This window comes from Sinorhizobium sp. BJ1 (assembly GCF_002531555.1).
Taxonomy (GTDB): domain Bacteria; phylum Pseudomonadota; class Alphaproteobacteria; order Rhizobiales; family Rhizobiaceae; genus Sinorhizobium; species Sinorhizobium fredii_B.
In genome coordinates this window covers 1-25338 of record NZ_NWTH01000047.1, presented here as the reverse complement: position 1 = coordinate 25338, position 25338 = coordinate 1, and the positions used below count along the sequence as shown (strand labels likewise).

The following is a 25338-nucleotide window of genomic DNA, read 5'->3' as shown; positions in this document are numbered from 1 at the left end:
TGGAACGACCGATTTGGGGCCGTAAGGAGACCGGCCGCTTCCGGAGAGCGACAGTAGGATGCAGACTTACGTTCGAACGAAGCAATTGTTGTCGGATGGCGTCCGGCGCGTTATTCCCGACCTCAAGAGAACGGATCTGTCGTCCGATCTTCGATCGCACGCACCGCGGAGCTATACTCGGCCTGCGGCTGCCGGCCGAAGTGCTAGTTCAACCCTCGAAGGAATGCGGGGTTGACGGAATAGATGGCCTTGTCTCTGTCACGCCCACGCTCCGCTTCTAGCCGCCTGATGTCGTACGCACGATCGTAGATAAAGACAGGTCCCGAATCGGTCTCCACTCCTAAGAAACCGTACCAAAGCAGCAGGTCGAGTGTCTCCTCGAAGCCCAGCCCCAAATGATCGCCCGAAAGGAGCGAACGGAGTTCGCCCGCTGACAGCCTGCTGCCACTACCGATGAAGTAGTAGAAGATGTCCTCGGGAGTACCGGCGACGTCGCGCAATTCGTATCCGAAGTCCGAGACTAAATAGAGAGACATCTGGCGGAGACCCTCCTCGACGTCTTCCTGTGTGACAGACGCGTGACCACGGTTTATCGCAAAGGACAGAATGCGCTCGCACAGGTCTATAAGGAACCTGGGGCGCCGCAATGAGGTCTCGATCATCCAGTCCAGAGCATTACGCCCGTCGTCAAGAACTGGATTGAATGCATCCCAGACTGCCTCTTCCTGATCTTTCTCCACGCTACTCACGACTCTCTGCTTAAGTAGATGGCGGAGCTGCGCTGGGTCCGACCAGTCGACCTTTATAGGGTTATACTTGCCGCGATCCGAAGTCTGCTGCACCAGCCGCTCGTAGACGTCGCTGCGGAGAAATACCAGATGCTTGAATTCGAGCTTGCGCTTAGTAAGATCACGCTGGATGCGTCCCAGCGCCTCGATAAGATGCTTCACTATAAGAACGTCATGCTGTTCGACCTGCCTTGGGGGCCAGCCCTTATCGAGATCGTCGATGAGGACGTGCACCGTCGAGAAGAAGTCGGTGAAAGAAAGGACAGCCTCGCGGAGCTTCGGTATAAGGTTTTCGTACATCGCGTTCGTGAGCTGGCTCCGAACATCAGCTTCCGTGTGTACGCTTTGGGTTACGCGAATAACCTCCCTCACAGCCGTCTCCAACCTCGACGTGAAGTCGCCCGAAACAACCCCCTCGTCGAAACGGAAATCGTCCTCAATCCTGCGAATCCGCTCCTGAAGCGAGAAATCGTTACGCGCCTTGGGTAGGACGATCTCCCTCATCTTCAGCAGTATCTCCGCATAGAGGGTGTACTGCCAGAACGCAGCGATGGTGTGATCGTATACACCCGCGTTTACCACCGTCAGAAGCTTTTCGCGCATTTCACTGAGATTATGGGTCGCGGGCCGTAGATCGACGACGCAGGATTCACGGTCTTGCTGAGCAGCCGATGCTATCTGAAGATAGACCGCAGTCTTCCCCGAACCCTTGCGCCCGATGACCACTCCACCCTCGGCACGCAGCGCTCTGGCGTATTCCGCAGTCCTGATGAAATAGTAGTTTAATTGCTGGGTTTCGTTCTCGGCTGCAGACGATCCGAGATCGATCTTGCCCAGTAGTCCGGGACCGCCCTGGGCGTCTCGCGCTGTCGCTTTCTGATTCCAGACTAGAGTGTTCTCACAGTACCTCGAAATGTGATCCTCAGTCTCCCTTCGAAACGTCGAATTCGTGATGAAGTCGCGGTAGTCGACAGGCGCCGGTCCGTTCTCATATTGGATCGCCATCGCCTCGATTCCATAGCCGTGACTAAGACCGAGCATGAAGGCGGCGCGGAGATTATGCCGTTCGGAATCGACGATCTCCTTGCCTATGATGGGCAATATTACCCCTGCCGAGGCGGAGATGTCAGAGATGGCGCGGGCCGCAGTCAGACGGGGTATTTCCTGCGGATCGAATGTGCGTGCATTGACGCTGGAATTGTCGACCGCGTGGAAGATGTGGTTCCTGAAGTCCGTCTTTGCCAGCATGTCCAAGACGAACAGCGGCTGCGAGTGATCACGCTTGCGGACGTAGCGATTAACCCAGCCCACTTCTTGCCACGATTTCAGATATCCGTGCAGTTCGTCCGCGTTGTGGTAAGTGGCCCATCCCAAGGTGTCGAAAAGGCCGATAGTCCGAATCCTGTCCGCTGCTTTATCTATGGCCAGGTTCAGGGTGGGGATCACGGGCTTCTCGAGCGCTATAGCGTAGCCAATCTCGTAGAGGACGTTGTGGTTCGGATAGGTTATGTCTGCGAGTAGGACATCTGCATCCTTGATCTGGTCCCGAACTAGATCATCAAGCTTGAAGCCTGCGATGCTCATGTTCTCCCATGGTTTAATCGAGAGGTTGCCTCGCGAACTCCTCTCTACGGCTCCGTGGATCGCATCCGCTACTGTTGCAGAGCCTGCGGGGTAGGCGTAGAAGGCGGAATAGCGCGGCATATTTGTTTTCCATCAGACCATGCTTGCAGAATTACTACATCTAGGCGGCGGTGACACAGGTATAAGTTGTTTTCCCCAATTTCAATTGAGTTCTTGAGCGGGCCGCGGTATCAGCCGCGGCAACGTTCCTGCAACACTACGGCAATGGCGAGAACGCGAAAAAGAGTCGGTCTGGCCGACCCTACGAGCAGCCGAAAAGAGGGGCCAGTAGAGTGATTCTTGGGAATGCTACGCGGGGTCTGGCTCTTGCGGGCACAGATTTTGTGTACCTTGATGAAGGAGCCTATGGCGTCGTTTTCGTGAACCGGGACGCCGGCCGCATCAGGAAAGTTTATCGTCGCCAGCAAGACGAAGCCCATGTGCGCGCCGTTTTCAAGGCCGAAGCAGACGCCTACATAAGAGCGGCATCGGCGCCCGCTCTGCTTTGCCTCATACCCGCACAATTTCAGCTTTGTACGCTTCAGCAGGTGATCGATCGGGACGGCAACGACGTTTCCGCGGAGTTTTCTGCGGACCTAGCGTTTGAGACGGAGTTTGTGAACGCGACCTTTCACAAAATCGGTAACATTGGCGGCGATGAAGCACGGTGCATCCACAGGCTCTTTCTTGCCGCGGGCATTAAGCACACCACGGATATGTCGGTCTCTCTTACTGCGGACGGCCGCATTTACAAGGTAATCGACTTCGCTGTCGAAGAGCATGAAATCTGGCATCAGGACTAATAAGTCAGTTTCGCGAAAGCTGTCGCACTTGCAGATGAATGCTTCTTGTGTCGTCGCTGAAGAGGTCTTTTCACACCAAGTCACGAACTGGCTAGAGATGTCCGCTTGTGGGAGACGCTCAACGCAACATAGACGACCGGCTTGGAGGCGCGCATTGCGGACACCTTTAGCTCGGCATATCTCTCGAGCATCCGTCTTGATGACCGGCTATCTGATGTTGTTACTGATCGATCTGTAGCAGGCGTCAGCCCCACCGACGTCTACCTTGCTCACGACCTTCCATGTCTGTCGATCGTAGTCGAAGAACTCGATGACGCATCGGTTCGTACCATATTCTAGCCATTGGGCGGCGAGCAGTCGGCTGTCCACTTGGAACTGCAAGTCAAGGTACATATTTTCCTCGCCACCGCGGGGAAACCTATCCGGGCGACCCGTCTGATTGTCGGCGACCACGACGCCTGAGCAGCCGGTTCCGCAGCCAAACTGGATCACAGAATAGTGCCCAGCAAAGTTCGGTCCCTGTTTCATGCCCTCCCGAATGCGGGTCCGAAAGGAGTTGAAATCGCGGTCGCGCTTTTTGAAGTCAGGCAGGACGGTTTTCCCCTTCATCCGGGCGCGGCTCGGATAATCGGCTGGCTTGGGTTGCAGGACGCTCGCTACCTGTTCTGTGGCCGTAGCGGCAACATTGCTTTTCGACGAGCGACTGTCACAGGGGTGCCATTCCAACTGATAGCCGTACTCACCTTCGCGGCCGTAGCACCAGCTGACGCTCTCAAGCTTTTCCCCAATCGTCTCGCGTCGGTCACATGCTGCCAACGTCTCAGCGGAGTTTCCGCTGCTACCACGGCAATGGAGGTTCTCCTGATGCCACTGAGAGATAAGTCGAACGGGCTGAGAAACTCCTTTATCCGTCTCTATAACTTTCCCTGTTTCCGAGACGATTCTCTCGTTGCTCGGGTTCCAGACGAGCGAGAATTCGGCGGAACCGGACGAGACGCGATCACCGACTCCGCGTTTGGCATACCAATCGACAACCCCGTCAACACGACAAGTAGTTGCACAAGAAACATGCTCCGAACCGGGCTTGACGCTGTAGGCTCTCGTCGGCCAACGCATCGCGAATCTTCGTTTCTCGTCAATGACGCCAGCCTTTGGTGTCGCTTTGCCGTAGAACTCGACAACATCTCCGTAAGCTCTGTCCATGAATTGCAGGGCAGACTCATTCTCCATCGACCAGGCGTCGTGGTACGCTGTCATGAATGCAAGAGCCTTCTGCTCAGTGGACGCGGGAACGGGAACCATCTCCGCGCTTTTTGCACCGGTGCCTTCTCCCGCAGCTGGAATCTCTGTAGGTGCGGCTTTGCTCGTCGCGATCTGGTTCGGCAGATTGCTGATGTCACCCGAAATCACACGATATGAACGCATCTCGCTTGCCGTGAGATAGCGCATGTCGTCACTTGGGACAGAAAGGCTTAGCTGGAGCAGCTTGGGATCGACGTCCATGTCGATCAGGTAGGTCATGATCTCGGCGGTCATCGATTGAACCGCCGTAACAGCCGTATGACTGTCAAGATTGGTATCAGATGAGAAAGACGATTGGTGCACACCAATCGATCCCGGTTCTGCCTGTCTGATGACTCCGCCAACGAACGCTAGGGTGCAGGCCGAGGCACATTCAGTGGCGCGGAGCTGAACTGTAGTGAGGCCAAGGGAGCGTATCGTTCTGCCGAACGCCATAGCGGACACTACATTGCCGCCCCCGCTTTAAAAGTCAGAACCTTCGCGCCGCTGGCGGCGACCTCGCGGGCAAGAGCTTGAGGATCATCCGAGTGCGTGAACTCCCCCTCAAGCAGGAGTATCGGCGGGGCATTATCGATAGGAATGCGCTGCACCGTTATGTCGGCATGGGCTGCCGCACAACTCAAAAGGTTTGCCAACAAGGCCATTGGTGCGACACGACGCAAGATCACGGTGAAAATACCCAACCAATTTACCATCCACACTAGCGTTTCGATTGCGGGACGCAATACTGGGACGTGTTCGACGATTATCATTCGCGCGCCAAGTCGAATCGACGCTTGCAGTTTTTGAGGCGGAGCTTTTCGTGGGAAGAATGGTTTTGCTCACCAATGGCAACCCAAAGGTCACCAACGGCGCTAGGACGCATTGTAGCGGCTCGAGTAGAGACGGAGGTGACAGACACTAGAGAGTAGCCCGCTATCGGTCCAAGCGGACCGTCAACTTTCAGGAAATGCCAAAGGCGACCTGAATGACCGACTTGGCGGCGCCAAAAGAGACGTGGGCATATAGCAGCATTCGGACCCTTTGCTTCCGTTCGAGGTCGGAACGTGCGGTATGTGCTAGAATGCAACCGAAGAGCGGAACGCGACAGACGCACTGCGAGGGGCGGTGTGATCGAACCGGAATTCGCGCGACCGAGAGCCGGCGTTGTGCTCTTGGAAGGGGAGACGAGGACGATGCCGACACCAGAGCGACCCAGTCTAATAGTTCGACAGAAATCCCCACAGAACATCGAGTTTCCGTTTGCGTCGCTCTCCGATTGGCTGATCCCAACCGAGCTGTTCTTCGTGCGAAACCATTTCGCGTCGCCGGACCTCGATGCGCGAGACTGGAGATTGCGCGTTGGCGGGGCGGTGGAGCGGCCAATCGAACTTGACCTCGACAGCATCAAGGCGATGCGGAGCACGACTTTCACCGCCGTCGTCGAGTGCGCAGGGAACGGGCGCGTCTACTATGTGCCGCCGAAGGAGGGGTTGCAGTGGCAGAACGGAGCCGTCGGCAATGCCGCGTGGACAGGTGTTCTTCTGCGCGAGATTTTGGAAATGGCGGGCGTTAAGCGAACCGCACGTGAGGTTCTGCTCGTAGGCGCAGACAGCGGCGTCGTCGACACGAACAAGAAAACGGCTTCTCCCGGCCCCATCGCTTTTGCGCGCAGTTTACCGCTTGAGAAGGCAATGGCTCACAGCACGATCCTTGCCTATTCGATGAACGAGGAGGCATTGACGCGCGATCACGGCTACCCGCTACGCGCGGTCGTGGGTGGCTGGTTCGGCATGGCTTGGGTTAAGTGGATCACGCATATCACGGTTGTGGAGCAACCGTTCCTTGGCTACTGGCAGGCGCGCGACTATTTCCGTTGGGAGCGCAGCCTCGCGGAACCCAGGCTGGTCCCGCTTGCGGAGATGGAGGTCAAAGCACAGATCGCGCGTCCCGTGCAGGGGGCGCATCTCATCGCCGGCCAACCGTATCGGATTTTCGGAGCCGCCTGGAGCGGAGAGGCTGTTATCCGGCAGGTGCAGGTCTGCACCGGCGATGGCAGAGGCTGGCGCGAGGGAAGGCTCCTCGAAGCAGAACGTCCCTTTGCATGGCGCTTGTGGGAGTACATGTGGACCCCTGAAGAAGTCGGGCGATATATACTGCGATGTCGCGCGATCGATGGGGCGGGGTGCGTGCAGCCCGAGCTCCCGCGTTCCGACTCCGAGAGCTACGCGGCCAATTGGATCGTCCCGGTGGAGGTTACGGTCGTTCCCGAGCCACAGACGTACGAGGAGGAATTCGTGATCTAATCACCCGCATGGGGCGGAATGGCGACTTGGCGCAACTGCGACCCGCGTTGTCACTGCGTCATGTCCGCTTTGCGGCGACAGCGACCGGTGGCTCGATGACCATTATGGGGGCGCAAACTTGCCGCGCCATTCGTGAGCGCCGATCTGCAGCGCCGCTCAATCCAGATTGTTGTGATTGCGGTCATGGGCGATCGGTCGGTGCTCCTCGCCGCAACGAGAAAGCATCGCCACGTCCCGGATTTAGCCTCACCCGCCCTCCTGGCCACCTAAGATCTCGCCTCTTCTGCTCACCTTCGCTGGGCCCCTAAGGTCAGCTGCGGGGCTGCAGCAACGCCAGGACGATGGTCGATGCCGCCAAGACGGCGGTAATGATCAACGGCCCGGAAGCGCCATGGTGATCGACGATGTAGCCGCCGAACACCGCACCCATGCTGATGGCGACCTGGAACGAAACGACCATCAAGCTGCCAGCAGCCTCCAAGGCATTCCCTGCGCCCCGGGACAAGTTAGTAGGCAATACCACCGGAGCCATCCCAAAAGCTAAACCCCAAAGTGTAACCAGGGCGAACGCGATGCCGCTATGTGCACCCCAGAGTACGAGAGCAAGCGCCGCAAACGCCATCAATACGCCGGTGACCGCGAGTGCCATGTGGATATTGGCGTCTGCCAGTCGGCCGCCGGCGACATTGCCGATCACAGCGGCGATGCCAAACCCCAGGAGCGCCAAGGCAATCGGCCCCGTGCCAAGGAGCGTCACTTGTTCGAGGAAGGGTCGCACGTAGACCGAGCCGGCAAAATGTCCGGTCATCAGCAAGAGGATGGCAAGCATTCCGAGTTGAACAGTGCGCCGTTTCGTCAGCCGGAAGACGTCAGAAAGACTGTTGCTTGTGCTTGCGGGTAGTGTCGGCAAGCTGAGTATCTGCAGCAGCATCGCAACCGCTGCGAGCCCTGCCGTCATGCCTGTGGCGGCACGCCAGCCGAGCCAATCGCTGATCAAAGCACCCATCGATGGTGCGGCGATGGTGGCAAGAGAGACGCCGAGGGTGACTATAGCCATGCCCCGACCTGTCGCATTGGTGCCAACCAATCTCGCCACAACGGCAACTGAAAGCGCCCAGAAACCACTTAGCGCCACCCCCAGCCCGGCTCGGCCCAACAACAATAGCCAAAAATCGGTCGCGAGCGCGGCCAAAAGATTGGAGCCGATAGCCAAGGCACTTAGGCCAACCAGGACAGTCTTCCGGTTCAGTTTGCCGATGAGAACATTGCTCAACAAGGCCGTCACCGCGCCAACAGACGCGGTGGCGGTGACAACCTGACCGGCGGTTCCCTCGCTGATGCCAAGGTCACGCGCCATTGGCGTCAACAGGCCTGCCGGCAGGAATTCAGCCGACACCAGCGCAAAGCTTGTGGCTGCCATTGAAATGACGGCAAGCCAGGTAGTGGGGCTCCATGCACTCGGAACGGCAGAATCGAGGCCAATCGCGGGGCCGTCAAGCTGTGATGTTGTGTCCGTCATTGAAGTACCTCCAAGGTTTGGAGGTCTTCATAGCGGAGTCTTTCAGGATGATATGTGCCCTAAAGTCCGAATTCTATGTCCGTTCGTCCGGAAATGGTGCGGCGCACAACGCCAGGTGAAACGCTGGTGATGCGCTTGAAGGCGCGAGCGAAAGAAGCTTCAGATTCATAGCCCAGTTGAGAAGCGACCTCGGCAACCGACATGTTTTGACCGAGTAACTCTCGTGCAAGCTGCATGCGCAGACGGGCGAGATAGCGTGCCGCGCCTTCCCCCAAAATGGCGCTGAAGCGTTCCGCGAAGATCGAGCGCGATTGACCTGCCACGCCAGCAAGGGTCTCAAGCGTCCAGTCATGGCCGGGATCTCGGTGCATGGCTGCGAGCGCACGACCGATATGAGGATCACGGATCGCGGCGAGCCAGCCGCTGGTCGAGGCTCCGCTGCAATTGACCCAGCAGCGAATAAGCCGCGCGACGAGTACGTCCGCCATGCGTGACAAGACCGTGGCGCTGCCTATCTGGGGCTGCGACGCCTCTGCCGTCATGGCGGCGAGGAGAGGGCCGACGATCGGATCATTGCCAGCAACATCACAGCCCTTGATGATCGGTGGCATCAGAGCGATCAAAGGGTTGAGGGCATTCGCACCCAAAGCCATGGAACCGCAGAACAGGGTGCTCGTCGCTCCTGTTCCTTGATGCACCACTTCGCAGACATTGCCCCCCAACTTGGTGACGTGACAGCTCTTAAGCGAGTCCCCGACAACATCAGGCTTGCTGGCCAGTCGGTGTTCGACACCTTGTGGCAACAACACCAGATCGCCGTCTTGTAACTCCTGCCATCCCTGGGCTTCGGTATGGACCCAGCATGGCCCCTCACTGACGAAATGAAAGCGAAGCAGCTGTTGCTGCGGAAAGGCGATGCTCCATGGATCGCGTAGCTCACAACGGCCGTAGTTGACCCCAGTCAGGCGAAAGTCCTGTAGAACTTCGCTTAGTGCGTCCGTAGGAATATGTGTCGGAGATTGGGATGAACGATCAAGCATTGGGCCAATTTATATGCCAGGCGTTCGGCATGCAAGGAAGGCATCTGTGCCATGGCCGCCTTCGGCGTCGTCATTGCCGGTCCAGCTTGGTGATCGTCTCTGACGATGCCGGCCAGTTCCGGGTCGACAATCATGCCCTGTGTTGGGTCCATGCGGAGCGGCTGCTGCAGAAACTGATGCCGGCAACGCCGCGGCAGGCGCGTCTGGTCGAGACGGTGCGGGATCTGGTGTGGCGGTTCTACCGGGCGCTGAAGAGCGTCAAGCGAAAGCCGCCGCCGGCCCTGCCGCGGCGTTTCACAAACGCTTTGATCGCATCTTCTCGCTGCGCACCGGCTATGAAGACCTCGACAAGCTTCTGGCACGTCTTTCTCGCCGGAAGGACGAGCTGCTCAAGATGCTGGAAAGGCCCGATGTCCCGCTCCACACCAATGCGTCCGAGAGCGACCTGCGCAGCTTCGTCACCAAACGAAAGATCTCCGGCGTCACGGTGAGCCGGGATGGCCGGGTGGCGCGCGACACCATGCTCGGGCTGATGAAGACGTGCCGAAAGCTCGGCCTGTCGTTCTGGCTCGGCTCGATGGCCAGGCCATTCCGCCGCTGGCCGCCCTTGTCGCGGCAAAAGCCTAAGCGCCTCTCCCCTCCCCCTTGCAAGCTGACGGAAACAGCCGGCCCGATGTCGTCTCCTTCGTACCCAGGACACCCGTCACTGACCGGCAATCAGCGTAGCGACAAACTACGTTTGCGCTGACTTCATTCAACCCGTCAATCCTACCGCGTTCGTGTTGTCATCCACCGTCTCTGACACCGGTGTCATCGGCTCGTCTCCGCTGCACGATACGCTCGCATCACGACGCCCGCGAACATCAAAGCGGCACTGCCACCCAATCTGCCCCGGTTACCTTCTCCGACGCTCTGGCGAAGCCAATTTACTTGGCATTAACCAACTGAATTAACGCCGCGAATTCCACAAACCGAAGCTAAGTTGAATTAACTTTCCGTCATCCGGACGCTCGCTTTCGCGCACCTTCACTATCGATAGTTTTCAGGTATCGATAGTGATATGGTCAGAGGTTGACCAACTCGCCGTTTCGGCGCTATCATCGCGCAAACGCGAAAAGCATCAAACTCCATCGCCGCTCGACGAGAGACTTAAATCCACGGAGAACCATCATGACCGTCACCGTCAAGGTCGCAGAGGCCAAGACGCATCTTTCCGAGCTGCTGGCGCGCGTCGAAGCCGGCGAAGAGGTGATCATTTCCCGCGGCAACACACCCGTTGCCCGGCTGTCGCGCATCCGCCGCGAAAATGACATCGATGCGCTAATCGCTGAGATCAAAGCCCAGCGTGCCGGCCGCCAACCCACGACACAGGAGGAAATCCGTGAATGGCGCGACGAAGGCCGCCGGTACTAATGGCCTTCATCCTCGATGCCTCGATCGCTGCCGCCTGGTTTCTTCCCGATGAACAGCATGATGCGGCCGACCGGTTGATGGCTGATCTGCGCACGACCATTGGCGTGGTACCGGCCTTGTTCTGGTTCGAGACGCGCAATCTGTTCCTGGTCGCCGAGCGGCGGGGACGACTCCGGCCGGGCGAAGCGCTTCTTTTGATGACGCAACTGCGCGGGTTGTCTCTGGAAGATGGCGGATCAGGCAGCGACGGCCTGGTGCTCGACCTTGCGGCTCGTCACATGCTGACCGCGTATGACGCCAGTTACGTCGCGCTTGCGAAGGCGCAGGAGATGCCGCTGGCGACAGCCGACCGGAAGATGGCCGCCGCAGCACGCGGGGAAGGCTTGAAGATCGTGGGTCCACTTGAGCATGAGCACTGATCCAGACATGCGCAATTCTATCGGCGGGAATGAACGAAACGCCGAGCCCCCGTCCCGCCCCCACGCTCGCGAGATAGGCATGGAACGGGTGTGGAATCTCGCGGCGGAGGGCAGGTGCACAGTCTTGGTCAGAAACAGCTCCGCTCACGACGATCCTTACGACGAGCACGGCCTGCCGCGATGATCGCCGGCGCCACCTAGCGAGGGGGTCGATGATGACCGATCGTGGTCCAGGCATTTCTGCTACTGAGGCCATGCACCGCCGCGCCGAGGAACTCGACGCCCTAGACGCCATCCTGCCGTTCGACCGGCGCGACCAGCTCGCCACCCTGCTGACCGATGAAGACGTCGCGACGCTCAAGCATCTCGCTAGCGAAGGCATGGGCAAGAACACGCTCAGGGCGCTTGCCTCCGATCTCGGCTATCTCGAGGGCTGGTGCCGGCTGGCGACGGGAGCCCCCCTCCCCTGGCCGGCGCCGGAATCGCTGCTCCTGAAATTCGTCGCCCATCACCTTTGGGATCCCGTTAAGCGCAAGGAGGACCCGACCCACGGCATGCCGGCCGAAGTCGAGGTCGGATTGCGCGCCGAGCGCCTGCTCCGAGCCTCCGGCCCGCATGCGCCGGGAACGGTGCGGCGGCGGCTGACCAGCTGGTCGATCCTCAGCCGCTGGCGCGGCCTGACCGGGACTTTTGGCGCGCCGTCGCTCAAATCCGCGCTGCGCCTTGCCGTTCGCGCCAGTGCCCGGCCGCGGCAACGCAAGAGCCGGGAGGCGGTCACCGGCGACGTGCTCGCAAAGCTGCTCGAAAGCTGCGCCAGCGACAGGCTGGTCGACCTGCGGGACCGGGCGTTGCTTTTGACCGCCTTCGCTTCCGGCGGCCGCCGCCGTTCGGAAGTGGCGGGATTGCGTGTCGAGGATCTCGTTGAGGAGGAACCGGTGCGTGCCGATCCAAACGACAAGAACTCCCCTCCCCTACCCTGCCTCAGTCTTCACCTCGGCCGCACCAAGACGACCACCAGCGACGACAGCGCGCATGTGCTCTTGATCGGCCGGCCAGTGAGTGCCCTCAAACGTTGGCTGGCGGAAGCTGCGATCAAGGAAGGGCCGGTGTTTCGGCGCATCGATCAGTGGGGCAATGTCGACCGGCGGGCGCTGACGCCACAATCGGTCAACTTGATCCTGAAGCGCCGCTGCAAACAGGCTAGTCTCGATCCGGCACTGTTCTCGGCGCACGGCTTGAGATCCGGCTATCTGACCGAGGCTGCAAATCGCGGCATTCCGCTGCCCGAAGCGATGCAGCAGTCGCTGCACAAGTCGGTGACCCAGGCAGCGAGCTACTACAACAACGCGGAACGAAAGAATGGACGAGCGGCCCGGCTGATCGTCTAAGCCGTGCGGAACGGGCATACCAATTCGTACCCGCTATGGGTGCGGCGTGATCAGCGACAGCGACGGAAAGTAGGTGCGATACCGTCCGATATCGCGGGTCAGCAGCGGAAGCTGGCTAACTGCAGCATGCGCGCCAATGAAAAAATCAGGTAGGACGCCAGTCCTTGATCCTCCTGCCCGGCGATATTGCGTGAAGACCTTCCCTGCGAGGAAAAGGGCGGCTCGAGGAATTGGCGTCATCTCCAGTCCAGCCTCCTCAAGAAACACTTCAAGGTCCTCAACACGATCGTATCTGACCGACAGCTCCGCGTAGACCAAATCGTTGATCAGCAAGGGCCCGTTTAGACTCGCCGCTTCAAGTTGTGCAATCGACCAATCTGCCCAATTGTCGTCGTCTGTGACAACGTCCAAGAGGACGTTGGTATCGATGAACGTCATGCTTCGCCACGGGTCAGGGCCATGATGGAGTCCGTATCGAGCCCTTTGCCGGCATGACCCCGCAACTTCGCAAAGCGGCTCGCTGGCTGCTTCTTGTCTGCACGCGTCAGTACGACAGTGCCGTCGGCAGCACGGCGAAAGTCAACCTTGCTTCCGGGAACGATGCCCAATAAATCGCGCACTGGTTTGGGAATGGTCACTTGCCCCTTTGCTGTAACTGTCGTTGTCATCTGCGTTCCTCGGTAATGCCAGATACATGGAAGGTATTACGTTGTGCACGCGATTTCAAGCATACGTAGGAAACCCACTTTGTCGGTTTTGGACAGCGGTCGATGGGCTATAAACCGGCGGAACGCAACTACATCGTAGCGATGTTCCTAGAAACAGTCACAGCGTCGCCGGTAGTTAATATGGCAGGGCCGATTCGCCCCCCACGGGAAGCACGGTGGAATTGACGAGAACGGGTCTTGCAGATGAACACTGAAGTCATGACGCCCTCCGCTCTCCCGCATCATTTGCCCTGAGCAGTTCCATCGGCATCGGACCAAACGAATACTCACCTCGTCCTGCCTTTGCCGTCAAATCTCGCACATAGCCGCCAGCCGAGTTGATCTGCCCTGCCCTTTCGAGCAGGCCGCGGGGCCGGCATGCGTCCGGAAGGCAGCGGACTTTTCCAGTCCCGCTGACCTTCGAGCTCGACGCCGTGGCAGGTGGCGCAGCGCTCGGAGCGTCTTCCCGAGTGCGATTGTGGCGGCGGAGACATCGCCGCTCGTCATCAGGCCTCCGAGCCAAAGCCACGCCGCCAGCCCCAAACCCGCCGCAGCAATCCGAAGCGTTGAGAAGAGAACAGCCCTCCTTCTTATTTTCCGCTTCCGGAGAACAGGTACTTGACGAGGGCGGCTGCCCCAAGGACGAGCACGACGACCAGCAGCCACACCAGGCCGATGCCGAACATCATGCCACCCATGCCTTCCATCATCGGACTGCTCCTATTCCCTTGCGTAGACGCCGCCGATTTTTCGAATTTCCACCATCTCGAACGAGCCTTCCTTGGCACCGCTCATGCCGGGCGGACCTATGGGCATGCCGGCAGCGTCACGCCTTTGATGTCGGGCCGCTCGATCAGCAGCTTTTGACCGTGTTGATCGGTACGTGGCCGCTCACCACATAGCCTCGATCATGGAGAGGTGGCAGCCCTGGACAGCGAGCGCCGGAGTGGCGCCCGACAGGATAGATGTGAGGACGAGAGCTTTCAGAACATTGGACATTGGTTTCTCCTTCGGATTGTCGGGCGTTCGGGCGACGCGGAAAACAGCCATCATGCCCCCGGCCTGGTGTTCGAGAACGTGGCAGTGAAACATCCAATCGCCGGGATTGTCGGCGAGGCGATCTCGACCCTCTCGCGCCGCGAGACCAGCACAGTGTACTGCCATTCGCGACGACGGGTGGGTTTGCCGTTACGGGAAATCACCCGGAACGAACGAGGCGGGCGCCATGGTGCGGCCCGCAAAGAAGTATCGCGCTCGGCGGGCAGTGGCCGTAAAAGCAGGCGAAAGCGGAAGCACCGTACGGTGTCGAGCTTAGCCCAAAGGGAAAGGCTTCTTTGTGCCTGTACCAAACCGAGGAGAAGCCGGCCGGCGCATCTTCACTTGGCGTTCACGGCCGAGAATCGCCAGCAAGTCGAAGCTTTTTATCGCGCGGCCCTGGAGGCGGGTGGCAAAGACAACGGTGCGCCCGGTCTGCGCCCGCACTATCACGCCAACTACTATGCAGCTTTCGTCATTGGTCCTGGCGGACACAACATCGAAGTGGTTTGCCACGAGCCCGAGGCCTAACCTCTCCTTCGAAGGGCCGTCCACAAGCGGGGCTCGCCAACATGCGGCTGCCGCAGCCCCAAAAACCGACACACCGGATCAACGCCTTGACTGGGTTCGACCCCAATTGTTCGGTTGTCGCTTTGCAGTTAATTATGTGAATTGCCCGCCAATTGTTTAAGCCAGTTACTCTCGCATGCAATACGAGAATTTGGCATTAAAGTTGAGAACAATGTAGTTCGGTTCACATTTAAATTGAGATTTGGCTCGGTGCATGTACAGGCCAAGGAGTTTTCGACGACTGTATATAAAATTCCTAGGACAATCGAACTCGGAAGCTGCCAATCGTGCCATTCCACTGCCGGAGGCGATGCAGCAATCGCGGCAGAACGGTCGGTGTGATCATTTCCATCCCGTTGCTCGAAGCGCAGCCGAGTTCGAAAAAACAGCTGTCAGGTGACGCCGCCTGCCTGCGCCAACTCCGCCAGCCGCTCCGTGCAGATCGCCTCGACGAGCCCGTGAAGATGTTCGGTTCGCTCAAGAAGCCAACCAAGCGCTTCGTCAGTGATTTCGAAGTGCTTCGAGTAACGCGCCTTAACATAAGCCTCGTTGAGGATGTTGTACCATGCGGCAAAACGGTGCTGGTCGCGAGGCCAAGCCTCGACCAGACGCTGATCCCGATCCTCGGCAAGCCCACGCAGGAACTTGAGATTATGCGAAGGCGGACTGTAATTCGTCAGCGTCAGGAGCACGCACGAATAGGCAGCCTCGACTGCTTGATGGAGTTCAAATGCGGCGCGGCGAGGATTCCCTTTCGCCAGATAGAAACGGAAACCCGCCGTCAAGTCGCTGATTTCTGGGAGATGCAGATCAACATGCTCCCTCGCCACCCTGAGCGCATCGGCAGGGGAGAGTCGTTTCGGCTCCGCCAGCGGCCGGTCGTCGAGTTCGTAGAGCACGATGCCCTCGCGCAGGATGTCGACGAAAAAATACTGCCCGTCGGCAAGGAAGTTGTTCACCTCGCGGGCGCCATGGACGATCGGGCTGACCGGCGTCGAGATCCCCATGTCCCACATCAGCCGGTCGGTCGCCTTGTCCCAGTACTCCGGTTCGGCAAGCTTCTTTGAGTTGACGATAACGAGAATGTCGTAGTCGGAGCGGTATCCCTTCAGCGTGTGCGGCTCGTCGACGAAGGTGCCGCGGGCGTAAGAGCCGAACAGGATGATCTTCAGGATCCGGCCGCGCTTCTTGAAGGCGGCCGAACTTCCCTCGAGCGCATCCGAAAACTCCTCATGGATGATCTCGACCACGCGGGCAAGCTCGCGCTGCTTCTTCTCCGGCAGATGTTCGAGGCTCGATCTCATACCAAACCGATAGGCGAAAGGCGATTCGTCGTCTACTCCGGGAATTCACTGGAGCTGGCCTTATGCCGCGCCGCCAGGGCCGGAATCCCCAGCCGACGGCCATCAATAGTTTCCCAAGTGTCGCGTGCGGCGCGCGGTTTTGCGGCGCGTCCCGGTCGTTGTTTTTGACTCGCCCGTGCGTTGGAAAGGGATGATCCCCAATTACGGCCTATGCTCATGCTTGAAGTATCCATCACGTTTACAAATGGATGAGACCGATCGCAGGTCAAATGTCGGTGGTGCGCCCCGAGTGGCTCGAACGAGCGTCAGCCGTCATTTGACGTCGGATTTCACGAACTGGCGCAGTTCCGGCGTCTGCGGATCGGCGAAGAGAGCGGCGGACGGCCCCTCTTCCCAGATCTTTCCCTTGTGCATGAAGATCGTCTGGGTGGCGACGCGCCGGGCAAAGCCCATTTCATGGGTCACGAGGATCATGGTCATGCCGTCGCGGGCGAGTTGCTCCATGACCATCAGCACTTCCTCGGTCAGTTCCGGGTCGAGCGCCGAGGTCACCTCGTCGAAAAGCATGACCTTTGGCCGCATCGCCAGCGACCGGGCGATCGCAACGCGTTGCTGCTGGCCGCCGGAAAGCTGATCCGGATAGGAATCGAACTTTTCCGACAGCCCGACGAGTTGCAGCACCTCGCGGGCAACCTCCCGGGCCTTCGTCTTCGCCACGTCCTTGACGATCCGCGGCGCTAGCATGATGTTTTCGCCGACCGTCAGGTGCGGAAAGAGATTGTAGCTCTGGAAGACGATGCCCACGTCGGTGCGCAGCTTGCGAAGCGCCTTTGCGTCTTCCCCGAGTGCGTGGCCGGCGATCTCGATGCGGCCCGAGTTGATCTTCTCCAGGCCGTTCATGCAACGCAGCAGGGTGCTTTTGCCCGAGCCCGACCGACCGATCAGCGCAAAGACCTCGCCGCGCCCGACCGTCAGCGACACGCCCTTGAGGACTTCGAGAGCGCCAAAGCTCTTGTGCACGTTTTCAACGACTACTTCCGGCATGAAGCCTCCTTTCCAGCAAGCGCGAGAGTTGGGACAATGGGTAACAGACAACGAAATAGAGCGCGGCGACCGCGAGGAAGACGCGGAACGGCTGGAACGTCGCGTTGTTGATGAGCTGCCCGGCCCGGGCCAGTTCGACAAAGCCGATGATCGAGGTGATCGAGGTGTTCTTCACCACCTGGACGGCAAAACCGACGGTCGGCGGCAGGGAGATGCGCATGGCCTGCGGCAGGATCACATAGCGATACTGCTGCAGCCTGGTCATGGCGAGGGATTCCGATGCTTCCCATTGCGGCTTCGGCACGGCCTGGATGCAACCCCGCCAGATTTCCGCAAGATAACCGGACGCGTAGATCGTCATCGAGGCGCCGGCGGCAATGAGCGGCGGCAGTTCAAAGCCGGCGAGGCTCAGGCCATAATAGGAGAGGAACAGGATCATCAGCACCGGGATGCCCTGGATGATCTGGATATAGCTGGCGGCGGCGATCCGCACCGGCTTCAGCTGCGACGTGCGGGCGAGCGCAACGGCGAAGCCCAGGAGCCCGCCGCCAATGAGCGCGATCACCGTCAGGAGGAGCGTCCATTGCAACGAAAAAAGAAGAAAGCCGAACTGATCGAGACCGAAGGTTTTGAGCGTCATGCCTGCACCTCCGGGAGTGCCGTCATCGTTCGTCTCGCGACGCGGCGCCCGAAGAGCCACATGCCGATCAGCGCAAGGGCGGCGCGCAGCGCCAGAGCCAGCGCGAGATAGATCAGGGTCACGGCAATATAGATCTCGAAGGACCGATAGGTCTGCGATTCGACAAAGGCCGCCGAGGCGGCGAGTTCCTGGGTCGAAATCGCCGAGCAGATGCTGGACGCCAGCATCATCAGCACGAATTGGCTGCAGAGCGCGGGATAGACCTTGGCGATCGCCGGAACGATGATCACGTGCCTATAGATCTGGAAACGGGTGAAGCCGAGTGCCTGACCGGCCTCGATCTGCGACTTGTGGATCGCCTCGATGCCCGCACGGATGATCTCCGTAGAATAGGCGGCAAGATTGATCGTCATGCCAATCAGCGCCGCCGTATCGGCACCGACGCGCAAGCCCAGACCCGGCAGGCCGAAATAGACGATGAACAGCTGAACGAGGAAGGGCGTGTTGCGTATGATCTCGACATAGGCATCGACGAGAAAGCGGACCGCGCCGCCCCAGATGGAGCGGACCGAGGAAAGCACAATGCCGGCGGCGCAGCCGAGGATAATCGACAAGACCGAAATCTTGATCGTCAGCCAGATGCCGCTGAGGATCTGATCCTGGTATTGCGCCAGCACGCCGAACTGAAATGTGTAGGACATGGAGACTCCGTCGAGGTTGCGCACCTCGCCGGCAAGCCTTCGCCGGCGAGGTGTCACGTGGACGCAATCAGAAGGACGGAAGCGTCGGCATCGGGCGGCCGGTCCACTTCGTCGCGATCTTGTCGAGATCGCCGGAGATCTTCATCAGGTAGATGGCGGTGTTGAGCCACTGGCGGATCTCAAAGTCCTCCATCCGGGTCGCCATCGAATTGCCCTGCTGGAAGAAGGTGAAGCCAACCTGCAGACCGGCATCCGGGCGCTGCTTGATAATCGCCTCACCGACCGTCGAGGGCAGCGCGACCGCATCGACCTGGCCGGCGATCAGCGCCTGTGCGCTGGTGGAATCATCCTCGTAGACGACGATTTCCAGGCCGGGAACTGCCGCCTTGCGCAGCGCCGTCTCCTGCGACGAGCCACGGTTGACGGCTACGCGCTTGCCTTCGAGATTGGCAAGCTTTGCAAATTTCTGGTCGGGACCGGAGATGATGTCCATGTTGAAGGCGCTGTAGGGCTGGGTGAACATCACCGTCTTGGCGCGCTCCCCGGTCGGCGCCAGGGTGGCGACGAGGAAATCGACCTTGCCGGTCTGCAAAGCGGGAATGCGAGCCGGCGGCGTCAGCGGCACGAGCTCGACCGGCAGCGACAGATAGCCGGCAATCAGATTGGCCACGTCGACGTCGTAGCCGGTCGGGTTGCCCTGTTCGTCGACCATTCCCATGGGCGGCGCGCCGGTCAGGACGCCGATGCGCACGGTACCGCGCGAGATGATGTCGTTCAGCGTGGCGGCCTGCGCCTCCGCAGCCGGAACGAGGCCGGCCGCCGCTATTCCGATGGCTGCCACCATTGTCCGCACAAAGTTCGAAATCGTCATGGTTTCTCCTCCACTTGGTAGATCGTCATTTCCGGACCTCGCCCGCTCATCGCGGGCTTTCGAGGCCGAACCTCACCGTTATGACCTTCGCGCCGCCCGCATTTACCGGTCGCAGCAGGCCGATGTCGCTGCGACGCGATGCAATCGCCCGCAAGTCGACAACTCATCCATTCACCGGCTATTTCTCTTGAAATAGCCGAAGGTTATCGCTAACTTAGCTGATGTTATCGATAACAAGGCTGCACGTCAATCGGTGAAGCGATGTTTGGATGGAAAAGGAGGACGCGGTGAGTTTGCGCGGAAAGGTGATTACCCTGCACGAGGTGGCCGTCCGGGCCGGCGTCAGCCGGATGACCGTCTCGAAAGTCCTGCGCGGCGCGGGCAACATTTCGGCGGAAACGCGCCGGAGGGTGAAACAAGCCGCCGAGGAGCTCGGCTATCTGCCGAACAATCTTGCCGGGTCGCTGAGTTCGCGCAAGAGCCGGATGGTGGCGGTGATCATCCCGTCGATCAGCGACGTCGTGTTTTCGGAGGTGCTGAGCGGCATCAATGCAATGCTTCGGCCGCAGGGGTTTCAGACCTTCATCGGCGAATCGCTGTTTGAACCGGAGACCGAAACCGAGCTCATCCGCGCCATGCTGTCGTTCCGGCCGGCAGGCATTCTTCTGAACGGCGGTATGGCGCGAAGCGCCGATGCGGAAAAGTTGTTGCAGCAGCGAAACTGCCCGGCCATCCAGCTCTGGGATTGCGACAGGCGGGCGCTCGATTTCAGCGCCGGTCCATCGCACGAGGCAGCCGGACGCCTGGTCGCAAAGCATTTCCTCGAGCGCGGGCTGCGGCGCATTGGCTATGTGGGCGCCGAACTCGACAAGGATCTCTGCGCCCGCCGCCGTCATTCGGCGCTGCAGTCGTCGCTTGCCGCCGCAGGTATCGATCTTGTCGGCGTGACTTGCGAGGACAGGCCACGGCAGGCGGTCACGGGACGCTTTCTGACGGAGCAGCTGATGCGGACGCATCCCGAGATCGAGGCCATCCACTTTCTCAACGACGCTATGGCGCTCGGCGGTCTGTCTTACATGCACGAAGCCGCGCTCCCAGTGCCTGAGCGAGTCTCCGTGGTCGGCTTCAACGGCACATCGCTCGCAAATGCGGTCCGAACGCGGCTCACCACGATCGACGTGCCGCGAACGGAGATCGGCGAGAAGGCCGCCCGGGCGCTGTTGCAGATGATTGGGGAGGAGCCGGTGCCGGACGCCTGGCAAGCGCCGCTCGAGCTGGTGCAGGGCAATACGACCGTGGCCGTACAGGTCTAAAAAGAGGGGCACCATTCGCGGTGCCCCAGTTCTGGGAGATTACATCTTGCCCCAGAGTTTCTTGTACTGATCGCGATAGCCGTTATCGGGATCGAAGGTGTTCTTGGGGCCGCCGTCGAACTCGACATTGTCGGCCGTCACCACGTGCAGCGGCGACAGATAGCCCGACCATTTTTCTCCGGCGAAGGCGCGGTTCAACTCGTCGACCAGCTGCCAGCCCTGCAGGTTGAGCGGCTCAGCGACGGTCACCTTCTGGAACTGGCCGGCACGGATGCGCTGATATGCGGATTCCGAGCCGTCGCCAGCCGCGACGTTGACCGGCGCATCGGTGCCGCCCTTGCCGGCGGCGGCAAGCGAGGGGCCCATGAAGTCGAAATAAAGGTCATTGATCGCCAGCGAATGCGTCCACTGGTCGCCGTATTTCTGCAAGAGCGACGTGGTCAGCTGTGGCATGCGCTGCGACGTTTCGGCAATCGGCGTGTCGACATATTCGAGCACCTTGCCGCCAAGCGCTTCGATCTCCGCCTTCATCTTGTCGGCCTTGGCGATGGCAATCGCATAGGTCGAGTCGGTAAAGATCACCACGCCCGGCTTGCCCTTGGCATCCGCAAAGGCCCAGTTGGCTGCAGCCCTCGACACTTCCATTGCATCGGTGCTGACATTGGCGAAGAGACCGGTCTTGTCGTCCGGGCCGATCACCGGACCCGCATGCCAGGCGACGAGCGGGATGCCGGCCGCCTTGGCCTGTTCCAGCGCCGGCGCCTGCTCGACAGCGTCGAAGCCGTTGATGACGATGCCAGCCGGCTTCAGCGCCATTGCCTGGCCGAAGGCCGCCGTGCGACCGCCGATCGAACCGGCGCCGTCGATCACCTTCACCTCCCAGCCGATCGCGGTCGCAGCTTCTTCGACGCCGGTAGTGACGCCGAGGATGCCGCCGTTCTTCAGATCACCGGCGAGCACAACGATGGTCTTGCCCTCCTGCGCCTTCGGGCCCGCCGTTGGCCCCTCCCAGGCGCTCACCTTATTCGCGTATTTTGTGACGATCGCCTGGGCATCCGCCATTGGATCGGCCAACGCGACACTGGCGCGCGTCAGCGAGATGGCCGCAACCATGCCTGTCATGAAAGTCCTGCGCTTCATATACCCTTCCTCCCTTGGGTTCGCTTGTTGGTGCAGATTCTTGAGTTTCACTTCGTCCCGGCCGGCTCCGCAACCGGAGCCGCCGGCGCCTTGCGCGCCACCGTTCCCCTCCTGCGCTGCGCATAGCCGGCGATACCGATAGCGACGAGCAGCGTGACGCCGTTGAACAGCGGTTCGACGAAGAACGAGCCGCCGATTTGCTGGATGCCGGAGATGCCGACCGCCAGAATGATCACGCCGATCATCGTGCCCCAGACATTGACGCGGCCGGGCTTGATGGTGGTCGAGCCGAGGAAGGCTCCGACCAGTGCCGGCAAAAGATATTCGAGACCGACGCTTGCCTGGCCGATCCGGAGTTTCGAAGCGAGCAGCACGCCGGCAAGGGCTGCGAGCGTCCCCGAGGAGATGAAGGCGCCGATGACGAAGCGGCGAACCGGAATGCCGTTCAGGGCCGCCGCCTTCGGGTTGGCGCCGATCGCGTAGACATAGCGGCCGATCGGCAGATATTCGAGCACGAGCCACAGCACCAGCGCCAGGACGAGGACATAGATGCCGGTGATCGGCAGGCCGAGCACCATCGTGCCGTTCAAGGAATAGAAGCCTTCCGGCAGGACGCCGACCACCTGCCGCCCGCCGGTGTGCCAGAGCGCCAGCGCATAAAGGATGGTTCCGGTGCCGAGCGTGGCGATGAAGGAGTCGATCCGCGCCACCTCGACGAGCAGGCCGTTGAGGAAACCGGTAAGCGCGCCGAGCAGCAGGACAATCATGACGGCGATCGGCCAGGGGACGCCGAACATCGTCTGCAGGCTTATCGCCAGGATGTGCCAGAGGACGATGCCGTAGCCGACCGTCAGATCGATGCGTCCGGAGGCCATCGGGATCATCGCCGCCAGCGACAGGATGGCGATGATCGCCTTGTCGGAGATGATCGAGCGGACATTCAGGACGGTCGGAAAGGTCTGCGGCAGGAGCAGCGAGAACAGCACGATCAGCAACAGCGTCAGGAGGACAAGGCCATAGACCGGCAGGAAGCGTATGAGCTTCTGCGCCAGACTGAGGCCGGCAAGCTCGCCACGGGTCGGTTCAAGCGCGGTGGATTCGATCGACTGCATGTTCTTCTCCCGGAACTCAGGCGGCTTCGGAGGCCGAGGCGGCGGCAATCACCGCCGCGGTCGTCAGCTCTTCACCCTGCAACTCGCGGACGATGCGTCCGCGCGAAAAGACCAGGGCGCGATGGCAGATATGGGCGATTTCCTCGAAGTCGGTCGAGACGACGACAACCGCGAGCCCCGCCTCGAGCGCCCGCGCGATCAGCCGATAGATGTCGGCCTTGGCGCCGACATCTACGCCGGCCGTCGGGTCTTCGGCGACGAGCAGCTTGCGGCCGGTGGCGAGCCAGCGGCCGACCACGACCTTCTGCTGGTTGCCGCCGGACAACGCCTCGATAGGCAGGCTCTGGTCGTTCGGCCTCAGGCCCACGCTTTCACCGATCGCCTCCGCCAGGGCGGCCTCCTTGGCCGGCGCGAGGACCGAAAACAGGCCGCGGCCGGCCGCCTGCGGATTGAGGAAGGTGTTCTCACGCAGCGACAGCGACATGGCGACCGATTCTTCCGTTCTGTCGCGGGCGATCAGGCCGACACCGGAGCGCATCGCCGCAACCGGGCTTGTCAGGTCCGGTTGCTGCCCGCCGATCGTCACTGTTCCCGAAAACGGCGCGCAGCCGAACAGGGCGCGCCCGACCAGTTCCTGGCCGGCGCCACGCAGGCCGACGAGGCCGATGAGTTCGCCTTTGAGCACATCGAAGGAGACGGGACCGACGCCCTGGCAGGCGAGCTGCCTGACGCTGACAACCGCTTCGCCCGGGGTGCTCGCCGCCTTGACGAAAAGCTGATCGGCCTTGCGCCCAACGATCATTTCGATGAGCTCGTCCGGCGTCGTCTGCGCTACCGGCTTCTGGCCGACGAGACGGCCGTCGCGCAGCACGGCCACGCGATCGGCGATCCGGAATATCTCGTCGAGCCGGTGCGAGACGTAGATCATCGCGACGCCACGCTCTTTCAGCGGCCGGATGGCGTTGAAGAGCCGCTCCACCTCGTCCGCCGGCAGGCTTGCCGTCGGCTCGTCGAGCACCAGCACGTCCGCCTCAACGGCCAGCGCCCGGGCGATCGCCACCAGTGATTTTTCCGTGCGGGTCAGCGCCTGGACGCGGGTCGAGGGATCGAAATCGCAGCCGACGAGACGCAAGGCCTCGCGGGCCCGTTCCTCCGTGCGCCGCCAGTCGATCAGCCGCGTCCGCATCGAGAAGCCTTGTGCCAGGCCGACATTCTCGGCGACCGTCATCCATTCGATGAGGCCGAGATCCTGATGGATGAAGGCGACCGGCTGCCGCTTGTTCGGCTTCGGCGGCTGGTTGACATAGGGTTCGCCGCGGAACCGGATCCCGCCGCCATCCGGCCGATAGATGCCGGCAAGCGTCTTGATCAGGGTCGACTTGCCGGCGCCGTTCTCGCCGAGAAGCGCGAGGATTTCACCGGCTTCGAGGTCGAGCGAGACCTGGGACAGGGCCCGGGTGCCGCCGAACTCCTTGGTGATGGAGCGAAACTCCAAGAGCTTTTGACGATCCATGCGCTCCTCCCAAAGCGGCGGTTGAGGAGGAGCTTATGTTATCGATAACATAGTGGTCAAGGGGGATGTTGAACACGCGCCTGATCAGCCGAAACCATCATAGGCCCGCCCGCCTCACCCGGAGATTGTTTTGCACATGGGAGACGCCGGAAACGGCTTCTGCGCAGTCCTCCGCCCGCCACTTGTCTTGGCGGCTCGAAACCAAGCCGCCCAGCGTCACCTCGCCACCGAGGCCGTGTGAAAACGCGTTTTTGGGCGGGACATGAATCTTCAAGGTTGCGGCGTGCGAGGTCGAGACGGTCTCACCCTCTCATTGCACCCATCAACGCGGGAGCGCCGAGGACGGCGATGGCTCGCTTGATGTTGTAGGCGAGGACGTGGAGGCTCATTTCCGTTCCGACATTTCGTAGCCTTCGCATCCGGAAGTGGTCTCTTCCCATCCAGTCTTTGAGGCTGCCAAATACGTGCTCGACGGTGCTGCGCCTGATCCGCATCGCGTCCGGCACCTCGTCCAGCCTGCGCTGCATCTTCTCCAGGACTGCCTCATGCTCCCAGCGGGTGATGCGCCGCTGTTTGCTCGGCGTGCATTTTGCCTTGATGGCGCAGCTGCCGCAGTTGCTCGACCAGTAACGGCTGAGGATCAGACCCTTCTCCACCGCGGTGAAGCGCCAGATCAGTTGTTCGCCTGCCGGGCAGCGATAGCTGTCGGTCTCTGGCTGATAGATGAAGTCCTGCTTGTCGAAACGACCGTCCGCCTTCGCCCCGGATGTTAACGGTCGGGGCACGATCGGCGTCGCTCCAACTGCCT

23 protein-coding genes and 4 pseudogenes are annotated in these 25338 nt (G+C 60.5%); 8 read left to right on the top strand and 19 right to left on the bottom strand.

Features of this window, described 5'->3' with window-relative positions; genetic code table 11:
- Window positions 1–203: 203 nt before the first annotated feature.
- Entirely contained in the window at window positions 204–2492 is a 2289-nt protein-coding gene (locus CO676_RS31320) for a hypothetical protein (RefSeq protein ID WP_097523948.1), read from the bottom strand.
- Window positions 2493–2704: 212 nt separating this feature from the next.
- Here CO676_RS31320 and CO676_RS31315 point away from each other — a divergent pair, with 212 nt between their 5' ends.
- A complete protein-coding gene (locus tag CO676_RS31315; protein WP_097523947.1) occupies window positions 2705–3214 on the top strand; it encodes a hypothetical protein in 510 nt (169 codons plus the stop codon).
- Window positions 3215–3421: 207 nt separating this feature from the next.
- On the opposite strand, the gene CO676_RS31310 is transcribed toward CO676_RS31315, so the two are convergent.
- A complete protein-coding gene (locus CO676_RS31310; RefSeq protein WP_097523946.1) occupies window positions 3422–4750 on the bottom strand; it encodes a hypothetical protein in 1329 nt (442 codons plus the stop codon).
- A 209-nt stretch (window positions 4751–4959) separates the two neighbouring features.
- The gene (locus CO676_RS31305) at window positions 4960–5199 is read right to left on the bottom strand and encodes a hypothetical protein (RefSeq protein WP_144340230.1); all 240 of its coding nucleotides are present in this window, start codon (window positions 5197–5199) and stop codon (window positions 4960–4962) included.
- Between the two features lie 492 nt (window positions 5200–5691).
- Between CO676_RS31305 and CO676_RS31300 the strand changes: the two genes are divergently transcribed.
- Window positions 5692–6801 (top strand): sulfite oxidase, encoded by a 1110-nt coding sequence (locus tag CO676_RS31300; protein WP_245424570.1) that lies wholly within the window; start codon window positions 5692–5694, stop codon window positions 6799–6801.
- A 310-nt stretch (window positions 6802–7111) separates the two neighbouring features.
- Here the strand turns inward: CO676_RS31300 and CO676_RS31295 are convergent, their stop codons facing one another.
- Both CO676_RS31295 and CO676_RS31290 read right to left on the bottom strand, forming a co-directional pair.
- Window positions 7112–8320, bottom strand: coding sequence for an MFS transporter (locus CO676_RS31295; RefSeq protein WP_097523944.1), 1209 nt, complete (start codon window positions 8318–8320; stop codon window positions 7112–7114).
- A gap of 59 nt (window positions 8321–8379) precedes the next feature.
- Window positions 8380–9360: an AraC family transcriptional regulator gene (locus CO676_RS31290; RefSeq protein ID WP_097523943.1), complete on the bottom strand. Its 981-nt coding sequence runs from the start codon at window positions 9358–9360 to the stop codon at window positions 8380–8382.
- Window positions 9361–9589: 229 nt separating this feature from the next.
- Between CO676_RS31290 and CO676_RS31285 the strand changes: the two genes are divergently transcribed.
- The 4 genes from CO676_RS31285 (at window position 9590) to CO676_RS31270 (ending at window position 12580) form a co-directional block, all read left to right on the top strand.
- On the top strand, window positions 9590–10108 hold the full coding sequence (locus tag CO676_RS31285) for a transposase (RefSeq protein ID WP_245424568.1): 519 nt from the start codon (window positions 9590–9592) through the stop codon (window positions 10106–10108).
- A 422-nt stretch (window positions 10109–10530) separates the two neighbouring features.
- Window positions 10531–10773: a type II toxin-antitoxin system prevent-host-death family antitoxin gene (locus CO676_RS31280; RefSeq protein ID WP_097523942.1), complete on the top strand. Its 243-nt coding sequence runs from the start codon at window positions 10531–10533 to the stop codon at window positions 10771–10773.
- A complete protein-coding gene (locus tag CO676_RS31275) occupies window positions 10773–11192 on the top strand; it encodes a type II toxin-antitoxin system VapC family toxin (protein ID WP_097523941.1) in 420 nt (139 codons plus the stop codon). The genes CO676_RS31280 and CO676_RS31275 overlap by 1 nt, the downstream gene beginning before the upstream one ends.
- Before the next feature lie 212 nt (window positions 11193–11404).
- Window positions 11405–12580 carry a site-specific integrase gene (locus CO676_RS31270; protein ID WP_097523940.1) on the top strand — a complete coding sequence of 392 codons (1176 nt, stop codon included), beginning with the start codon at window positions 11405–11407 and terminating at the stop codon, window positions 12578–12580.
- A gap of 33 nt (window positions 12581–12613) precedes the next feature.
- Here CO676_RS31270 and CO676_RS31265 read toward each other — a convergent pair whose 3' ends face one another.
- The 4 genes and pseudogenes from CO676_RS31265 to CO676_RS36450 form a co-directional block, all read right to left on the bottom strand.
- Window positions 12614–13018, bottom strand: a complete 405-nt coding sequence (locus tag CO676_RS31265) for a type II toxin-antitoxin system VapC family toxin (protein WP_097523939.1) — start codon at window positions 13016–13018, stop codon at window positions 12614–12616.
- Window positions 13015–13248, bottom strand: a complete 234-nt coding sequence (locus CO676_RS31260; protein ID WP_097523938.1) for an AbrB/MazE/SpoVT family DNA-binding domain-containing protein — start codon at window positions 13246–13248, stop codon at window positions 13015–13017. The genes CO676_RS31265 and CO676_RS31260 overlap by 4 nt, the downstream gene beginning before the upstream one ends.
- Window positions 13249–13504: 256 nt before the next feature.
- Window positions 13505–13651, bottom strand: a pseudogene (gene repC / locus CO676_RS31255) (replication initiation protein RepC); the annotation flags it as partial.
- A gap of 668 nt (window positions 13652–14319) precedes the next feature.
- Window positions 14320–14498 (bottom strand): annotated as a pseudogene (locus CO676_RS36450) (multicopper oxidase domain-containing protein); the annotation flags it as partial.
- Between the two features lie 87 nt (window positions 14499–14585).
- Here CO676_RS36450 and CO676_RS31240 point away from each other — a divergent pair.
- Window positions 14586–14853 (top strand): annotated as a pseudogene (locus CO676_RS31240) (VOC family protein); the annotation flags it as partial.
- Window positions 14854–15284: 431 nt separating this feature from the next.
- Here the strand turns inward: CO676_RS31240 and CO676_RS31235 are convergent.
- The 5 genes from CO676_RS31235 to CO676_RS31215 form a co-directional block, all read right to left on the bottom strand.
- Window positions 15285–16196: a nucleotidyltransferase and HEPN domain-containing protein gene (locus tag CO676_RS31235; RefSeq protein ID WP_097523937.1), complete on the bottom strand. Its 912-nt coding sequence runs from the start codon at window positions 16194–16196 to the stop codon at window positions 15285–15287.
- A gap of 312 nt (window positions 16197–16508) precedes the next feature.
- Entirely contained in the window at window positions 16509–17240 is a 732-nt protein-coding gene (locus tag CO676_RS31230; RefSeq protein WP_097523936.1) for an amino acid ABC transporter ATP-binding protein, read from the bottom strand.
- Window positions 17221–17880, bottom strand: a complete 660-nt coding sequence (locus CO676_RS31225) for an amino acid ABC transporter permease (protein ID WP_014762849.1) — start codon at window positions 17878–17880, stop codon at window positions 17221–17223. Before CO676_RS31225 ends, CO676_RS31230 begins: the two co-directional genes overlap by 20 nt.
- On the bottom strand, window positions 17877–18581 hold the full coding sequence (locus tag CO676_RS31220; RefSeq protein WP_097523955.1) for an amino acid ABC transporter permease: 705 nt from the start codon (window positions 18579–18581) through the stop codon (window positions 17877–17879). The genes CO676_RS31225 and CO676_RS31220 overlap by 4 nt, the downstream gene beginning before the upstream one ends.
- Before the next feature lie 67 nt (window positions 18582–18648).
- The gene (locus tag CO676_RS31215; protein WP_097523935.1) at window positions 18649–19452 is read right to left on the bottom strand and encodes a transporter substrate-binding domain-containing protein; all 804 of its coding nucleotides are present in this window, start codon (window positions 19450–19452) and stop codon (window positions 18649–18651) included.
- A gap of 287 nt (window positions 19453–19739) precedes the next feature.
- Between CO676_RS31215 and CO676_RS31210 the strand changes: the two genes are divergently transcribed.
- Complete coding sequence (locus CO676_RS31210) at window positions 19740–20765, top strand: LacI family DNA-binding transcriptional regulator (RefSeq protein ID WP_097523954.1); 1026 nt, start codon at window positions 19740–19742, stop codon at window positions 20763–20765.
- A 39-nt stretch (window positions 20766–20804) separates the two neighbouring features.
- On the opposite strand, the gene CO676_RS31205 is transcribed toward CO676_RS31210, so the two are convergent.
- The 5 genes and pseudogenes from CO676_RS31205 to CO676_RS31185 form a co-directional block, all read right to left on the bottom strand.
- Complete coding sequence (locus tag CO676_RS31205; RefSeq protein ID WP_097523934.1) at window positions 20805–21905, bottom strand: substrate-binding domain-containing protein; 1101 nt, start codon at window positions 21903–21905, stop codon at window positions 20805–20807.
- A gap of 47 nt (window positions 21906–21952) precedes the next feature.
- Complete coding sequence (locus CO676_RS31200) at window positions 21953–23017, bottom strand: ABC transporter permease (RefSeq protein WP_097523933.1); 1065 nt, start codon at window positions 23015–23017, stop codon at window positions 21953–21955.
- 16 nt (window positions 23018–23033) lie between these two features.
- Window positions 23034–24530 carry a sugar ABC transporter ATP-binding protein gene (locus CO676_RS31195; protein ID WP_097523932.1) on the bottom strand — a complete coding sequence of 499 codons (1497 nt, stop codon included), beginning with the start codon at window positions 24528–24530 and terminating at the stop codon, window positions 23034–23036.
- Window positions 24531–24627: 97 nt separating this feature from the next.
- Window positions 24628–24756, bottom strand: a pseudogene (locus tag CO676_RS31190) (BON domain-containing protein); the annotation flags it as partial.
- Between the two features lie 76 nt (window positions 24757–24832).
- Window positions 24833–25338: transposase (locus CO676_RS31185; RefSeq protein WP_144340229.1), on the bottom strand; the 506-nt coding region annotated here is incomplete at its 5' end.

Coding starts and splice junctions, on each gene's coding strand:
- CO676_RS31195 (WP_097523932.1), bottom strand. CDS start 24,530: ATGGATCGTCAAAAGCTCTTGGAGTTTCGCTCCATCACCAAGGAGTTC.
- CO676_RS31225 (WP_014762849.1), bottom strand. CDS start 17,880: ATGACGCTCAAAACCTTCGGTCTCGATCAGTTCGGCTTTCTTCTTTTT.
- CO676_RS31310 (WP_097523946.1), bottom strand. CDS start 4,750: ATGACCGCCGAGATCATGACCTACCTGATCGACATGGACGTCGATCCC.
- CO676_RS31290 (WP_097523943.1), bottom strand. CDS start 9,360: ATGCTTGATCGTTCATCCCAATCTCCGACACATATTCCTACGGACGCA.
- CO676_RS31200 (WP_097523933.1), bottom strand. CDS start 23,017: ATGCAGTCGATCGAATCCACCGCGCTTGAACCGACCCGTGGCGAGCTT.
- CO676_RS31300 (WP_245424570.1), top strand. CDS start 5,692: ATGCCGACACCAGAGCGACCCAGTCTAATAGTTCGACAGAAATCCCCA.
- CO676_RS31275 (WP_097523941.1), top strand. CDS start 10,773: ATGGCCTTCATCCTCGATGCCTCGATCGCTGCCGCCTGGTTTCTTCCC.
- CO676_RS31230 (WP_097523936.1), bottom strand. CDS start 17,240: ATGCCGGAAGTAGTCGTTGAAAACGTGCACAAGAGCTTTGGCGCTCTC.
- CO676_RS31280 (WP_097523942.1), top strand. CDS start 10,531: ATGACCGTCACCGTCAAGGTCGCAGAGGCCAAGACGCATCTTTCCGAG.
- CO676_RS31265 (WP_097523939.1), bottom strand. CDS start 13,018: ATGACGTTCATCGATACCAACGTCCTCTTGGACGTTGTCACAGACGAC.
- CO676_RS31260 (WP_097523938.1), bottom strand. CDS start 13,248: ATGACAACGACAGTTACAGCAAAGGGGCAAGTGACCATTCCCAAACCA.
- CO676_RS31270 (WP_097523940.1), top strand. CDS start 11,405: ATGATGACCGATCGTGGTCCAGGCATTTCTGCTACTGAGGCCATGCAC.
- CO676_RS31215 (WP_097523935.1), bottom strand. CDS start 19,452: ATGACGATTTCGAACTTTGTGCGGACAATGGTGGCAGCCATCGGAATA.
- CO676_RS31235 (WP_097523937.1), bottom strand. CDS start 16,196: ATGAGATCGAGCCTCGAACATCTGCCGGAGAAGAAGCAGCGCGAGCTT.
- CO676_RS31205 (WP_097523934.1), bottom strand. CDS start 21,905: ATGAAGCGCAGGACTTTCATGACAGGCATGGTTGCGGCCATCTCGCTG.
- CO676_RS31320 (WP_097523948.1), bottom strand. CDS start 2,492: ATGCCGCGCTATTCCGCCTTCTACGCCTACCCCGCAGGCTCTGCAACA.
- CO676_RS31295 (WP_097523944.1), bottom strand. CDS start 8,320: ATGACGGACACAACATCACAGCTTGACGGCCCCGCGATTGGCCTCGAT.
- CO676_RS31220 (WP_097523955.1), bottom strand. CDS start 18,581: ATGTCCTACACATTTCAGTTCGGCGTGCTGGCGCAATACCAGGATCAG.